The sequence below is a fragment of the Faecalispora sporosphaeroides DSM 1294 genome, from assembly GCA_000383295.1.
GTDB classification, from domain to species: Bacteria; Bacillota; Clostridia; order Oscillospirales; family Acutalibacteraceae; genus Faecalispora; species Faecalispora sporosphaeroides.
The window spans coordinates 61,832-76,469 of sequence record KB911068.1 but is presented as its reverse complement, the minus strand read 5'-3'; the positions used below and the strand labels follow the sequence as shown (position 1 = coordinate 76,469).

The following is a 14,638-nucleotide window of genomic DNA, read 5'->3' as shown; positions in this document are numbered from 1 at the left end:
AGGAGGTTCCCATGAGTTACTTTAACCACATTTACACAGCCTCGCCGGATGAGCTTCCACATCGGGCGAGGACAGTTTATATATACCTCTGTGACCGTGCCGGAAAAGGCTCGGACTGCTGGCCTGCAGTAAGGACTATTGCCTCAGATTTGCAGCTTTCCCGCAGTACTGTCAAGCGTGCTCTGCATGATCTGATCAAAGCCGGGCTGATTGAAAAAGAAGCACGCTTCCGTGAGAATGGCAGCAATACATCCAACCGATTTTTAATAAAATAGCAGCCTTTGGTATAGCGAAAGAACGAATTTCCCGCCAAGGGGATATTCTGTTCTTTCGCTGAACCGAGGTGGGGCTCACTGTGGACCCACCAGAACCTCTCACTCTAAGAAAAAGATCATTACAGAAAAAGAAGAAAGTGTATCTTTATATGTTTTTATGTAACATAGTGGGCGCTATTTGTGGAAACACTATTTTTGTAGACTAAGAATATACAAATAAAATTTTGATGTTACAAAAGAGAGGTGAGAATTGAATGCGGCAGGCATTGGGAAAAAGAATCAACCAATTGCGAAAAAGCAAGGGCTTAACCTCTGAACAGCTATCGGAACTGTGTGGAGTGAATGCAGTGCATATCCGCAGAATCGAAAGCGGCGGCAGCCTGCCCAGCTTTTCTCTTTTTCTGAAGATATGCAACGTACTGGGGACTTCGGCAGATTATCTGCTGGGAGATCTTCTGGAGCACCCTGTTATACCTGACAGCGTGGAGCAGCTCGGCAAGCAGCTAAAGCATTTGGAACCAGACCAGATTGATATGATCAATGAAATGGTGGAGGTAATGATCCGGCACACCACCACAAAGGAATAAAACCCAACAAACGAAGGGGAGTCCCTGAAAAGAGGCTCCTTTTCTTGTCCTGGTTGTCTTGCTTTTATCTCGTTTGTAGCTTATAATGATACATAAATAACTACATAGTTACATTACAAGGGGATAGAGATGACAACAAAAGAGGAAGCAAAACTGATTAAACAAGCAGGAAAATTATATACTTTAGGTTTGACAGTAGAAAAACGCAGAGAAAAACTTCGCCGGTTGGTAGAGAAAAAGGTTCCCTATGACTCACCTCAGATGAAGCAAGCCCTATCAGAATTTGAGACGGCAGATGAGGAATGGAAACGGCTGGAGCAGGAACATCTGGAATATCGAGCACAGCTTGGTATAGACAACAATACCAACTTGCCACAAAGCAACAATTTTTAAATTTAAAATCACAAGATACACATTTTGCTTAGGGGAAGATCATGGTAGATAACAAAAATTTTAATGAAAAACAACTCAAAGATAAAATTAAAAGCTACAATAGGCAGAGGATCGTCATAGCCATTCCTATCGTCATAATAACGGCAATTCTGCTGTTATTTCCGTCGCTTGGGAATGAAACTCTGCCCACGCGCTTTGCGGTGCTTTGTTCTGCACTCCTTATTTTATCTTCTTTACTGTTCGTGCTTCCGGGCAGAAATGCCGTGTTGCTGTTTTTTATGGCAACAGCCATCGTAACCGTGCAGTTCGTTTATAAACAAATACATCCTCAGTCATTTGTCATTCTTATTTTGATTAATACATGTGTACTTGGGGTCTCCAGAAAGATTGCCCACAATTTTATTCGGGCAGCTATCCATGAAATTGAGACGCTGAGCCATCTGGAGATTGAAGCGACTACTGATAATTTGACACAGCTCCTTAATCGAAACGGTCTGGAACAAGCATTGCCTACGGCTTGGGCATTTTGCAAACGCAAAAAGAAAAATGTCGGTTTTCTCTTAATAGATGTTGACTATTTCAAAAGCTACAATGACACACTGGGTCATTTGAAAGGCGATGACATTCTAAAACAAATTGCACACAGCATAAAAATATGTTTTAAAAGAGAAACCGATATTATAGGCCGAATCGGCGGGGATGAGTTCTTAATTTTCCTTCAGGATATAGATAACGACCATATTGTAGAAATGGCACAGAATCTCCTTTCATCACTTTCCAGCTTAAAAGTTAAGGCATGCCCAGGATCATATAAATGCTTATCCGTAAGCATAGGAATCGAAACTGGTATACCACAGACAGGCGATTCGCTAAAAGAGTTTTATAATCGTGCGGACATGGCTTTATATCATGCCAAAAAAAGCGGAAGAAACTGCATTTCATACGACAATGTCATTATCAAAAATCCAAATGAGCGTGTATGGCAAAATGAATCATCCGCTCTTAAAAACTTGGTTGCAGAATGTGCACGCAAATGAGAAATAGACTGTATATATACTATTCTTAAAATTGAAGCGATGGCCCGAGTGGATTTATGCAAAGGCCCCGCTTCGATTTTTTGTTTTGAAGTACCATAGCATGTCATGGCAATACCGATTGCACTGCAAAGCGAATTTCCTGGAATCCGCACTTGATCGAGCCGATTTTTTCAAGAGTCGGGATGGAAACCGTTCGTCTGTTTCCGAGCTTTTCGTTGATGATGTTGGTAGATACAACAAAAAGTCCACTGCTCTAATTTTAACGGAGTACATTTGGCATCATAATTATAATAACAAACACAAGCAAATATTATCAAACCAGTTGTAAACCTACAAATTTTATAGTATACTTGAATGTGAATTTTTATAGCTATCAGAAGCTCGATGAGGTGAAAAAATGAGCGATATTATCAATGACAATTGGATTAATATTGATGAAGCAGCTACCTATTTAGGGGTAAAGCCTGTTACAGTAAGGGACTGGATAAGAAAAGACAAAGGAATCCCTGCCCACAAAATAGGAAAGCAGTGGAAATTCAAGATCTCAGAGCTTGATAATTGGGTAAAAAGCGGAAAAAGTGCTATGGAATAAACACCATAGATTTGATGAAAACGTAAATCACACAAATTAGAATGGAGATTAAAAGAGGATTATGGCCGTGAAAAAATCAGAATTGTATTCCCTTTTGTGGGAGGCTTGCAATAAATTAAGGGGCGGCGTTGAACCAGCTCGGTATAAAGATTATGTGCTTGTGTTGTTGTTCTTTAAGTATGTATCGGACAGGTATAAAGGGCAGCCGTTTGCGGAGTTTAAAATCAGTAACGGTGCATCTTTTGATGATTTAGTCAAAGCAAAAGGAAAGAGTGATGTTGGAGAACGTGTAGACAAAATTATCCAGAGATTCTTGGAGGATAACAAGCTGCAAGGCTCACTTCCTGATGTCAGCTTTAATAATCCGGATGAGTTGGGTTCCGGCAAGGAATTGGTGGACAAGGTATCCGGCTTAATTGCCGTATTCCAGAATCAGGCGATCGACTTCAAGAATAACAGAGCGAGTGGCGATGATATCATCGGGGATGCTTATGAATACTTTATGATGAAATTTGCCCAGGAATCTGGCAAGAGCAAGGGGCAGTTCTACACGCCGAGTGAGGTTTCCCGTATTATTGCAAGACTGATCGGGATTGGCAACATCAAGCAGACACCAACAAAGAAATGGACCTTGTACGATCCTGCGGCAGGTAGCGGCAGCCTACTGATTCGTGCCGCAGATGAAGCGCCAGTAGATGAAAATGACGATTCAATTGTAACCATTTTCGGGCAAGAGAAAGATAACGCTACAGCGGGCTTAGCAAGAATGAATTTGATTCTCCACCAAAAAGGTACAGGTGAAATTAAAAAAGGCAACACCCTGGCTTCCCCCGCTTTTACAGACGATTTTGGAGAGCTCAAAAAGTTTGACTTTATTGTCATGAATCCCCCCTTCTCGGACAAATCATGGAGCGATGGTATCAAAACAACAGAAGATAAATATAAACGTTTTGACGGATACGGCATTCCTCCCGAAAAGAATGGAGACTATGCCTGGTTTTTACACGTTCTGAAATCACTTGACAGCAATGGCAAAGCAGGCATCATCATGCCTCACGGCATATTGTTCAGGGGTAATTCTGAAGAAACAATCCGTATTGCAATTCTTAAGAAACGATATATTAAAGGCATTGTCAGCCTTCCGGCAAACCTCTTTTACGGCACCGGCATCCCCGCCTGCATTGTTATCATTGACAAAGAGAATGCGGATACAAGAGAGGGAATCTTCCTAATAGACGCAAGCCGTGGTTTTAAGAAGGATGGTAATAAGAACAGACTGCGTGAGCAGGATATTGAGAAGATTGTCCGAACCTTTAATAACCAAGAAACAATCGAAGGCTATTCCCGTTTTGTGAAATACACAGATATTCTGGAGAAAAATGCCGGCAATTTGAATGTACCCCGTTACATACAAAAGATTGATGATACATTGCCGCAGAATATTGCTGCACACTTGAAAGGCGGTATTCCGGGAACGGATATTGACTCGCTTAAGAGACTTTGGAATATTTCTCCGGCTTTGAAGCAAAAAATCTTCATTTGCACGGACGAGCGGCAAAATATTTACCATCTTGCCCTCCCCACTGAAAATATAGAGGAAGCTATCCGGCAGGACGTCAATGTGCAAAACGAGAAAAGAAACGAAGTCGATACAATTTTTACACAATGGCGTGATGAAGTCAAAAGCATTCTGCTGAATATTGACAGTGAAACGAACCCTAAGCAACTTATTCGCACCATCTCCTCCATTCTTTTGGATGCATATAAACCAGCGCTGCTTCTTGACAATTATGACGTTTACGACTGCCTGATGAATTACTGGAATGCAAAGCTGCAGGATGATGTATATGCTATTAAAGCTGATGGCTATGAGGCCGGCAGAGAAATTGAATACGAGTATGCACAGAAAAAAATCAAAGACGAGAGCGGCGAAACTGTTTCCGTAGACGATACCTCCAAAGTGAAATCCTTTGATGGTGTTTTGATCCCAAGAGAAGTTATCGAGACAGTTTATTTTCCCGAAGAACTGGCTGCCATCAATGCTTTAAGGGAACAGTCTGCAACTCTGGAAGCCGAATTGGGTGAAATGCGTGAAGAAGAATCCGGCGACGACGGGTTGCTTAAGGAAGCGCTCAATGACAAGGGCGACAGCATCCCGAAGGCAAATCTTAATAAGCGGCTGAAGGAACTGGAAAGCAAGAAGACCTCCGTGGCTATGGATGCCATGACAAAGCTGGTGGCTCTCTTTGACAAAGGAAACATCGGCGAGATGGAGACGCTCATCAGCAAAACTCCGGCATTGGCTGAATTCGACATCAGGAACAAGAATGGTACTTTCGGAAAAGCCAAACTGAAAGTGGCATTAAAGCTTGCTATGGATTCCGCCGTTGTTCCCGATATTTATAAAGAAGAGTACGATGCTTTGCTTGCGTATCAGGCTAAAATGACAGAGAAAGAGGAAACTGACAAAGCTATAAAAGAAGCGCAAAAGGCCCTTGATGACAAAGTTCATGCCAAATACGGGGAACTTACTGTAGAAGAAATAAAATATCTGCTCTTTGACATGAAGTGGATGGCGAAACTCGAAGCGGATGTCAGAGGAGAGATTGAGCAGATGCTGAATATGCTGTCTTCCAAGGTACTTCTCATTGCCAAACGCTATGAGCATACGCTTAGAGAGATTGAGGACAGAACGGCAAAATCAAGAGAAGCGGTCATGACTGCTCTGGAAAGGATGGGGTACAAATGGTAACTTATCCGCAAGATTGGAAAGAGAAGTCTTTTAATAACTTCATGAAAATTAAGCGAGGTGCCTCCCCACGTCCGATTGAAAGCTATTTGACATCAAGTACTGACGGTGTGAATTGGATTAAAATCGGTGATGCACCAAGGTATGGAAAGTATATCGTCTCCACAAAAGAAAAAATAACACTGCAAGGTGCGGCACATTCTGTCAGCGTTTTCCCCGGAGATTTTATACTTTCAAATTCAATGAGTTTTGGAAGGCCTTATATTCTAAGCATTGACGGATGTATACATGACGGCTGGTTGCGCCTATATGATTTTCAAACGGAAGCCGATGACGAGTTTCTTTATTATTTGCTCTCCTCATCGTATGTGCAAAGGCAGTATGAGGCATTTGCTGCTGGAAGCGGCGTACAAAATCTGAATAAGGAAGTTGTGAAAAAGGTATCGGTGTTTCTGCCTTCTCTTCCGGAGCAAGAAGAAATCGCTCGAACCCTTTCACAGTTTGATGCCTACATTGATGACCTTTCCGATTTGATTGAAAAGAAAAAGAGCATCCGCGATGGTGCGCTGGAGGATTTGATTAGCGGCAGGACAAGGCTTGATGGATTTCATGATGATTGGGTAAAGGTGTGTTTCAATCAGGTTATTGTTCCTAAGGCAAGGATCGGGTGGCAAGGTCTCAAAAAGCATGAGTATTTGCGAAGTGGGTACAGCTATTTAATTAGTGGCACAGATTTTAAGGATGGGACAATTACCTTAAATAATATATCGTATGTTTCTAAAGAACGATATGATATGGATGTAAATATTCAAGTCACAGAGAATGATGTGCTTGTTACAAAAGATGGTACGATAGGAAAAGTCGCAATGGTCCCTGCCTTAAGCAAACCAGCTACATTGAATAGTGGGGTATTTGTTTTTAGAACGGAGCCGCAACTTGCACCTGCTTTCCTTTATAGGGTGCTTATATCGTCTGTATTCAAAGAGTTTATTGATATTCTGTCAGCAGGTTCCACTATAAAGCATTTGTACCAAAAGGATTTGAAGAACTTTAAGTTTGAGATGCCCAAAAATATTAAAGAGCAAAGAGCAATCTCCGCTGTACTGACAGCAATGGACAAAGAAATTGAACGCTTGGAAGCTGAACGAGAAAAAATGATACAAATCCGTGAGGGCGCAATGGACGATCTCTTAACAGGCCGCGTGCGCCTGACTGTATAAGGAGGAAACAAGATGGCAACGGTTGATGCTGAGAAAAAATTGCAGAATAGAGTTCTTCACTGGCTGGTTGATGACCTTGGCTACACCTATCTCGGCAATCTGGAGGATATCGATAACACACCTGTCAAGGAAGAGCTGCTGAAAGCGAATCTGAAAAAGCGCGGGTATGGCGATGACCAGATTAAGATTGCCATCAATGAACTCATAAGCAAGATCAATAACCAGGCTGATTCGCTTTATGAGATTAACCAGAAGGTTTATTCTCTCCTTCGCTACGGTCGGCAGGGAACGAAAGATGCCAATGGACATCGCCAGACCGTGCATTATATCGATTGGGATTTGGATCATATCGACAATAATGATTTTGCCGTAGCGGAGGAAGTGTCCGTCCTTCGATATGACAAAGTAACAAGAAAGCGGCCTGATTTGGTATTGTACGTTAACGGCATCGCTATGGGTGTATTTGAGTTGAAGAGTTCCTATGTCAGCTCGGGCAAGGGCATTCGACAAATGTTAACGAATCAGAAAAAGGAAAACATACTCAATTTTTTTGGCGCGGCACAGCTTTTATTTGCAGGAAATGAAGCTGAAGGATTGCTCTATGGTACGATCAACACACCAGAAAAGTACTACCTTAAATGGAAAGAAGATAAAAAGGCGACGGACGCCTTGTCTGAAAAAATTAAAATGCTGCAGCTTAAGGAAGTAAACCGTCTGAGAGATGGTATTATTTCACTTTGCCAAAAAGAACGCTTCTTATCTCTTATACATGATTTCGTGATTTTTGATGCCGGCATTAAGAAAATTGCTCGACATAACCAGTATTTTGCTAATATCGCTGCGAGAAAGAGCATTCTTGAGAAAAAGGGCGGTATCATTTGGAATACGCAGGGTTCCGGAAAATCTCTTATTATGGTATGGCTCACAAAATGGATTATAGAAAATGTTTCTGACAGCCGCGTTGTAATTATCACGGACAGAGATGAGCTGGATGACCAGATTGAGAGTCTTTTTATAGACGTAAACGAAAAAGTACGCAGAGCAAAAAGTTGTAAGGACCTTCGTGATATTTTGGACAAAAGCGAAGACCCGATTGTTTGCTCGCTCATTCATAAATATGGTCATAATGCAGGTAAACAGGCGGATATCGACCAATATCGTAAAGAACTTCTGAAGGATCTTCCGAAGGACTTTAAGGCAAAGGGAAACATCGTTGCTTTTATTGACGAATGCCATCGTACCAATTCCGGCAAGCTGCACGAAGCAGTAAAAACGCTGATGCCGGATGCAGTCTTAATTGGCTTTACAGGAACTCCATTGCTTAAGAAAGATAAGAAAACAAGCCTTGAAATCTTTGGCCCGTATATTCATACTTATAAATTTGATGAGGGTGTGGCTGATGGTGTTGTTTTGGACTTGCGGTATGAGGCAAGAGACATTGACCAGGATTTGTCCAGTCAAGATAAAGTTGACTTGTGGTTTGAACAGAAGACAAAAGGCTTGACAGAACGCGCAAAGCTCCAGCTCAAACAAAGCTGGACTTCCATCAATAAACTATACAGTTCAAAGCAACGCTTGGAAAAGATTGCGTCTGATATAGTCTTTGATATGAGCCTCAAACCGAGATTGAAAGAAGATCGCGGTACTGCTATGCTCGTTGCAAATAGCATCTACGAAGCCTGCAAGTATTGGGAAATCTTTATGAGCATGGGCTTCACAAAATGTGCCGTCGTAACTTCCTATGAGCCAACCACGCAAAGTGTGCGGACGGCCACTTCTGATCTTTCACAGGAAAGCGAAGAAGAATACAAGAAATCCATTTATGAGCGGATGCTTGGCGGCAAGAAGCTCTCGGAATTTGAAAAAGATGCGAAGAAGCAATTTAAAGAAAATCCAGCACAAATGAAGCTTCTTATTGTGGTTGATAAATTGCTGACGGGCTTTGACGCCCCAAGTGCCACTTATCTGTATATTGATAAATCCATGCGTGACCACGATCTTTTTCAGGCCATTTGTCGTGTCAACAGACCAGACGGCGAAGATAAGGACTATGGTTATATTGTGGATTACATGGATTTATTCCGTAATCTTCAGCTTGCCGTTTCTGATTATACGACAGAGGCATTTGATGGGTTTGACAAAGAGGATGTCGAAGGGCTTATTAAAAACCGCTATGATGAAGCAAAGTCAGAAATGGAAGGAACGCTTGCATCGCTGGAGGCATTATTCGAGAATGTTCCGGCACCAAAAGCTGATATCGACTTCATTGAGTATTTCTGCGGAGATGACAGCGATGGCGATGAAAAGACGGCGCGCAGGGACACGCTGTACACGTTAACTGCGGCGCTCTCTCGTTCTTTTGCGAATTGTTGTGACAAGCTTGTATCTGAGTATGGCTATTCAGAGAATGATGTCAATCATCTGCGCGAAGAGATTTCCGGATACAACAAAATTAAAGAAATGATCAAGCTGGCAAGCTGCGACTATATCGACCTCAAGCCTTATGAGGCGGATATGCGCTATATCCTTGACACTTACATCCGCGCTGAAGATTCCAGGGTTATCAGTGAGTTGGGGAATATGTCGATTGTCGAGTTGCTCCTAAAGGGCAAAACCACCACGCCTGTCGATTTAGTAAAAGATTTGCCTGGTACTGGCGAAGCAAAAGCAGAGATGATTGACAACAACTTACAGCATGAAATTGTCAAAAAAATGAGTTCAAACAGTGTGTATTACGGCAAACTGTCAGAGATGCTTAAGAAAATCATCCTGCAGCGCAAGACTGAAGCGATGAGTTATGAGGAATACCTCAGACAGGTCGTGGAGTTGGCAGAGGCTATTCTTCATCCGGAAACAACCAGCAACTATCCCGACGGGGTCAAAGATAGCGCAACAAGGCGTGCTCTGTATGATTATTTTGAAAATAATGTCGAACTGACAATTGATGTTGACAGTGCGATCCGCACTTCCATCCAGCCGGGTTGGAAAAGAAATTTTCAAAAACAGCAGCGGATTAGACTTGCTATTTATAAAAAATTATTGCTTCATATGTATACCGAAGACAGAGCCACGGAAGAAGCCAATAATGTCTTCGATATAGTACAAAGACAGGAAGAATACGATGCGTAATGAAGAAATGATAATCGGAGGATTACCGATTAAGATTATCAGAAAGAAAAATTTGAAAAATCTATATATCCGTGTAAATCCGCCAGAGGGTGATGTTACTGTCAGCACACCAGCCGGATTAAATGACGAGGATATCGAATTGTTTGTCCTTAGAAAACTGCCGGAGATCACTAAAGTCAGAGACAGGATGCTGGCACAGGAACGTCAAAGCAAGCGAGAATATGTTTCCGGAGAATCATATTATTTGTGGGGTAAGCCCTACCGTCTGCAGGTAGTATATGAGGAAACACGTCATAAAATTGTCAAGACGCCGACTAAAATAATCATGACAGTACCAGAAGGAACAAACACTAAGGCAAGAGAAAAACTGCTCATCGAATGGTACAGGCAGGAATTAAAGCGGATACTGGAGACTGTTGCAATAGACTGTGAGAAAAAGACGGGAATTCATGCCGAGGATTTCCGAATTAAAAACATGAGAACCAGGTGGGGCACATGCAATATTGATAAACGTAGGATATGGATTAACCTTCAGCTTGCTAAGAAACCAATGGAATGTCTTGAATATGTGGTGATTCATGAACTGGTACATTTAGTGGAGAAAAACCATACACACCGATTCCGCGCGCTTGTTGAAGAGTTTTGCCCGACTTGGAAAGAAGTAAAAAAGATTCTGGCTACCATGCCTCTTGACTATATGGAGAAAGAAGAGAAGGATACAGATGACGAGCAGACCGACATTGAGCGATATCTTTGATGTCAATAAAAAAACCGGTGCTTTAATTCTCGGAAAGAATCGCCTTGATGATTACGCAACAAAATACCTGACAAGGCATTGTAAAGAGGCTCTTGCAACGCCGATGCCGCTGCCCGTTGATAAGATTCTGCAGGAAGTCGGCCTTACAGTAAAGGAAGTATCCCTTTCCGGAAACTTGGACATTTTTGGATGCTGCTTATTGCTTGATGGTGAAGTTGAAGTCTACAACCGCGAGTCTGGTACATTTCATCCTACCTTCTTTCCTGCTGGGACTATATTAGTCGATCCCGATTCCGAAGCACTGTATGGCGAAGGCTCTAAGCGCAATACCCTAATTCACGAGGCATTGCATTGGGAGAAGGATAAAACTTATTTTGAAATTCTGGCACTCAAAAATGCTGAGGCTTCTGAAAAACTGTATCCGATTATGTGCCGCCAATCGGAAACATTCTACGAGCCGCCGGAAGGAAAAAAGACAAAGGAGAACGAAGTAAAATGGCTGGAATGGCAGGCACACAGGTTAGCTCCGAGAGTACTGATGCCATACGAACCGTTCAAGCAAAAAGCACTGGAACTGATTGATAGTTATAAGAATCCACAGAACGATATTGTCCCCTCCTGCGATGTTTTAATTGAAGACCTAAGTGAATTTTTTATTGTATCGAGGGCATCTGTAAAATATCGTCTTATTGAGGTAGGGATTCTCGGGAAAATTTCTGAATTTGAGGATTATGATGCAGTCTTTGCCGAAATTAATAACCGCAGAGAATTCGTTGCGTTGACTCCTGCAGAAGCGTATCAATTGCTGCGCGTGGACTCTTCTCTCCAAGAGTGGGTCAGCGGTGGGCGATTCGTATTTGCCGACGGTTATTTTGTACTGGCAGATCCTAAATACATAACAACAAAGAATGGAAACCTACACTTAACCACAAAAGCAAAGAAGAACTTGGCTCAATGTGCTATTAATATACATGAGCAAAAATATACGACCTATCGGAACATTCAAAAGGACTTCATGGGGTTTGCTGTCCTGTATAGCGTTACTGGAATTGATCAGCGGATGCTGACGTTCCATCCAAAATATCAGGCAACCTTCAATTATGAGCCGAAAGAGGTTTATGCAGCATTCCACAAACATATCTTATCCTATGATGAAAACGAAGAGATAGAGCTTGTCAAGAAATTAGGAGATCCGACCACCACGCTGTGTCAATGCTTGTGGTTTTTGATGGAGAACAGGAAATGGAAGTACCCTGAAATATTTAATGAAAAAACGCTGCTCCATAAGAACTACCATGGAAAAATCAAAAATGATAAATACAACAATATGGGTACGGATGTTTTGATGGCAATATGTGTCGGTTTAAGGCTGAATCTTCGTATTATTGAAAAAATATTTGAAAAGTCTGGCAACAAATTAGATTACTATAAAGACCCGGATAGAACATACATCCATATATTAGAGAATATGCCCGGGCTGTCGATACAAGATTTTAACAGTGTTTTGGAGCAGGCAGACATACCGCAATTAGGTAGCACAATAAAAATTGATGAGAATTAAAAACTTGATAACTCGTAGAGTTGGTTTTGGACCCCGAAAGGGGTCCTTTTTTATGCCCAAAAGCAAAAATTCCAATAATCCTCGCCATTTTTAAAGCTTTCAACCAACTCGCCGAGTTGGGCATGCAAATTTGAGAAATGTGATAATAGGGCACGGGAAGATAAAAATGGAATTAACCAGATGAAACCCAGTGAGAAAGAGCAATCAAATCAATAGCAGTGAGGAGGATTTATATGGTTGAAATCAGGAATCTGAATAAAAAGCGCATTGGCGATATGAGCGATGATGATCGTCTGTTTGTGATTAAAATAAAAGATTGTGTCACTCGAATCACAGTAACCCCCGACGGCGCATTAAACATAACGCACGAGCGTGTAGAACCTGTAGCATAGCCACACCCCAAGAACAGCTTAATACCTAAAATCCGCCAGAACGCAAGACGGCAGTGCGGAGGAACACCTCAACCGGGTGAACCTCGCCTGTCGTCTTTTCTATTTACCATGATGTACGGTGCGAGGTTCCCATAAAAAGGAGCAAACATCGTGATTACATACCTCTTGCACCTCTTCTTTGCAAATGGACGAGCCCCTCCGCTTCTGACATTTTGACTCACCATCAAGATTTCAGAAAATGGAGGACAAGCCATATGGCAGAAAAAAAGAAATATCAAATCAAGGTACAAGGTCAGCTTGTACCAGTCAGTAAAGAAGTCTACCTGACATATTACCGCATGAGGCGCCATGAGCGTCATCTGGAAGAAAAGGACATAGCACATGGCGTTTTTTACTACAGCGCTCTGGACACCGAGGAAACCAACGGTGAGGATGCGATTCCGGATCTCGGTTCACTCCGTGTGGAGGATATGGTCATGGACAAGCTTATGGCAGAAAAGATGCATCAGTGTCTCGCTCAGCTTGCCAAGGATGAGCGCAATTTGATCTATGCTCTGTACTTTCAAAGGAAAACACAGGTAGAGCTTGAAAAGGAGACGGGCATTAAACAGCAGACCATCAGCTATCGGGAGCGTCAAATTCGAATGAAACTCAAAAAAATGATGGAAAAGTAAAAATTCTTTTTGTAGACCCCCTCACGAAACCGGATTAGTAGTGAGGGGTTTCTTTATTCCCTCAAGGGTACTTTGAAAATTTCATATCCGATGATCTGAATACGTTAGCTGACGGCTCCCAAAAGGAACAGCGACTCCGGAGGATGCGCCAAGACCACCTGTAGGATGGTGATGAGAACAAGATGAATCAGCTTTTTCTTTCTGTTCATTACGTTTCTCTTCCCAGACTATCAAAGACGGCCCAATAAGGTGCAAAGCGGTACCCATCCGACCGGGAAACAGGCTGTGGCGGCCTGTTTCGCAATGACCCCGTCAGCCTATCATGATACTTCTGTCCAGTCACAGCCCCCACATATGGGGATTACGCAATGAGGGCAGCCGGCAGAGATCCTGGCGGGGGTGAAATTCCCATGATGCGGTGAAGCCAGCCGCAGTTCAGACCATCGCCTTTTGTGCTTGGGGAGTAGTGTCGAATTAAGCACCGTTATTACAGAAAATGACTTAATGTCAGAAGCAATGGGATCGCCCTGTTTTCAGCTGCTCTCACAGTGAAGCAACTACCCAAGGGCGATCCTATTTTTGTGCCATTAAGAATTTCAAAGGAGGATCGCAATTTTGAGAGATTATAAAAAGAACATACAACGTGGGGATATTTTCTATGCCGATTTAAGTCCCGTTGTGGGCTCCGAACAGGGCGGAATCCGTCCGGTACTTATTTTGCAAAACAATGTCGGAAATCGTCACAGCCCTACGGTCATTGTCTGTGCGATTACCGGCAAAACCGAGAAAAACAATATTCCTACCCATGTTTGCATCGGCACGGCCGGCGGCTGCTCCAAAGAGTCTTTTGCTCTCTTAGAGCAAATACGCACCATTGACCGCATACGCCTGAGAGAAAAGGTTGGCACTCTTTCCGGTCATGAAATGAAACAAATCAATCAGGCACTTTCCATCAGCGTTGGGCTTGACCCGGCGTTTTTTTAATGAAAGGGGATGTCATGATGAACGACAAAATCAAAATGTTTGAAAAGTACCCCGATGTAGTCGAGGTCGAACAATTAAGAGAAATGCTGGGCGGCATCAGCCGTAAATTGGCTTATAAACTGCTTGCGGAAAAGGAGATACATAGTGTTCGTATCGGACGAACCTATAAGATTCCGAAAGCATGCGTTATTGATTATCTGCTGGATGAAGAAATGTGCCATATCAAGCTCGGCTGATCCGGATTTTTGTCTACCATTGACAATAAGGCGTAGAAAAATCATGTGGATG

At 42.5% G+C, this 14,638-nt stretch carries 14 protein-coding genes; all 14 read left to right on the top strand.

Translation table 11 applies throughout. From position 1 onward, the window contains the following. The first annotated feature begins 11 nt into the window (after nucleotides 1-11). The 14 genes from G340_RS0106530 to G340_RS0106460 all read left to right on the top strand — a co-directional run bounded on the left by G340_RS0106530 (nucleotide 12) and on the right by G340_RS0106460 (nucleotide 14,586). Nucleotides 12-275, top strand: coding sequence for a helix-turn-helix domain-containing protein (locus G340_RS0106530; RefSeq protein WP_020072855.1), 264 nt, complete (start codon nucleotides 12-14; stop codon nucleotides 273-275). A gap of 254 nt (nucleotides 276-529) precedes the next feature. Continuing rightward, complete coding sequence (locus tag G340_RS0106525) at nucleotides 530-862, top strand: helix-turn-helix domain-containing protein (RefSeq protein WP_020072854.1); 333 nt, start codon at nucleotides 530-532, stop codon at nucleotides 860-862. A gap of 129 nt (nucleotides 863-991) precedes the next feature. After that, a complete protein-coding gene (locus G340_RS0106520) occupies nucleotides 992-1,255 on the top strand; it encodes a hypothetical protein (protein ID WP_020072853.1) in 264 nt (87 codons plus the stop codon). A gap of 41 nt (nucleotides 1,256-1,296) precedes the next feature. Beyond that, a complete protein-coding gene (locus G340_RS0106515; RefSeq protein ID WP_020072852.1) occupies nucleotides 1,297-2,292 on the top strand; it encodes a GGDEF domain-containing protein in 996 nt (331 codons plus the stop codon). Nucleotides 2,293-2,689: 397 nt separating this feature from the next. Next, on the top strand, nucleotides 2,690-2,884 hold the full coding sequence (locus G340_RS0106510; protein ID WP_020072851.1) for a helix-turn-helix domain-containing protein: 195 nt from the start codon (nucleotides 2,690-2,692) through the stop codon (nucleotides 2,882-2,884). Between the two features lie 61 nt (nucleotides 2,885-2,945). Then, nucleotides 2,946-5,636, top strand: a complete 2,691-nt coding sequence (locus G340_RS0106505; RefSeq protein ID WP_020072850.1) for an N-6 DNA methylase — start codon at nucleotides 2,946-2,948, stop codon at nucleotides 5,634-5,636. After that, entirely contained in the window at nucleotides 5,630-6,853 is a 1,224-nt protein-coding gene (locus tag G340_RS17460) for a restriction endonuclease subunit S (RefSeq protein ID WP_020072849.1), read from the top strand. Before G340_RS0106505 ends, G340_RS17460 begins: the two co-directional genes overlap by 7 nt. Before the next feature lie 12 nt (nucleotides 6,854-6,865). Then, nucleotides 6,866-9,982, top strand: coding sequence for a type I restriction endonuclease subunit R (locus tag G340_RS0106495; RefSeq protein WP_020072848.1), 3,117 nt, complete (start codon nucleotides 6,866-6,868; stop codon nucleotides 9,980-9,982). Next, nucleotides 9,975-10,739 carry a M48 family metallopeptidase gene (locus G340_RS0106490; RefSeq protein ID WP_020072847.1) on the top strand — a complete coding sequence of 255 codons (765 nt, stop codon included), beginning with the start codon at nucleotides 9,975-9,977 and terminating at the stop codon, nucleotides 10,737-10,739. The genes G340_RS0106495 and G340_RS0106490 overlap by 8 nt, the downstream gene beginning before the upstream one ends. Beyond that, complete coding sequence (locus G340_RS0106485) at nucleotides 10,723-12,300, top strand: ImmA/IrrE family metallo-endopeptidase (protein ID WP_326522342.1); 1,578 nt, start codon at nucleotides 10,723-10,725, stop codon at nucleotides 12,298-12,300. Before G340_RS0106490 ends, G340_RS0106485 begins: the two co-directional genes overlap by 17 nt. A 233-nt stretch (nucleotides 12,301-12,533) precedes the next feature. Next, entirely contained in the window at nucleotides 12,534-12,692 is a 159-nt protein-coding gene (locus G340_RS17845; RefSeq protein WP_020072845.1) for a hypothetical protein, read from the top strand. 254 nt (nucleotides 12,693-12,946) lie between these two features. After that, the gene (locus G340_RS0106475) at nucleotides 12,947-13,366 is read left to right on the top strand and encodes a sigma-70 family RNA polymerase sigma factor (protein WP_020072844.1); all 420 of its coding nucleotides are present in this window, start codon (nucleotides 12,947-12,949) and stop codon (nucleotides 13,364-13,366) included. A 615-nt stretch (nucleotides 13,367-13,981) separates the two neighbouring features. After that, nucleotides 13,982-14,350 carry a type II toxin-antitoxin system PemK/MazF family toxin gene (locus G340_RS0106465; protein ID WP_020072842.1) on the top strand — a complete coding sequence of 123 codons (369 nt, stop codon included), beginning with the start codon at nucleotides 13,982-13,984 and terminating at the stop codon, nucleotides 14,348-14,350. Nucleotides 14,351-14,367: 17 nt separating this feature from the next. Next, nucleotides 14,368-14,586, top strand: coding sequence for a helix-turn-helix domain-containing protein (locus tag G340_RS0106460; RefSeq protein WP_020072841.1), 219 nt, complete (start codon nucleotides 14,368-14,370; stop codon nucleotides 14,584-14,586). Nucleotides 14,587-14,638 lie beyond the last annotated feature (52 nt).

Coding starts and splice junctions, on each gene's coding strand:
- G340_RS0106495 (WP_020072848.1), top strand. CDS start 6,866: ATGGCAACGGTTGATGCTGAGAAAAAATTGCAGAATAGAGTTCTTCAC.
- G340_RS0106515 (WP_020072852.1), top strand. CDS start 1,297: ATGGTAGATAACAAAAATTTTAATGAAAAACAACTCAAAGATAAAATT.
- G340_RS0106510 (WP_020072851.1), top strand. CDS start 2,690: ATGAGCGATATTATCAATGACAATTGGATTAATATTGATGAAGCAGCT.
- G340_RS0106520 (WP_020072853.1), top strand. CDS start 992: ATGACAACAAAAGAGGAAGCAAAACTGATTAAACAAGCAGGAAAATTA.
- G340_RS0106530 (WP_020072855.1), top strand. CDS start 12: ATGAGTTACTTTAACCACATTTACACAGCCTCGCCGGATGAGCTTCCA.
- G340_RS0106505 (WP_020072850.1), top strand. CDS start 2,946: ATGGCCGTGAAAAAATCAGAATTGTATTCCCTTTTGTGGGAGGCTTGC.
- G340_RS0106460 (WP_020072841.1), top strand. CDS start 14,368: ATGAACGACAAAATCAAAATGTTTGAAAAGTACCCCGATGTAGTCGAG.
- G340_RS0106475 (WP_020072844.1), top strand. CDS start 12,947: ATGGCAGAAAAAAAGAAATATCAAATCAAGGTACAAGGTCAGCTTGTA.
- G340_RS17460 (WP_020072849.1), top strand. CDS start 5,630: ATGGTAACTTATCCGCAAGATTGGAAAGAGAAGTCTTTTAATAACTTC.
- G340_RS17845 (WP_020072845.1), top strand. CDS start 12,534: ATGGTTGAAATCAGGAATCTGAATAAAAAGCGCATTGGCGATATGAGC.
- G340_RS0106490 (WP_020072847.1), top strand. CDS start 9,975: ATGCGTAATGAAGAAATGATAATCGGAGGATTACCGATTAAGATTATC.
- G340_RS0106525 (WP_020072854.1), top strand. CDS start 530: ATGCGGCAGGCATTGGGAAAAAGAATCAACCAATTGCGAAAAAGCAAG.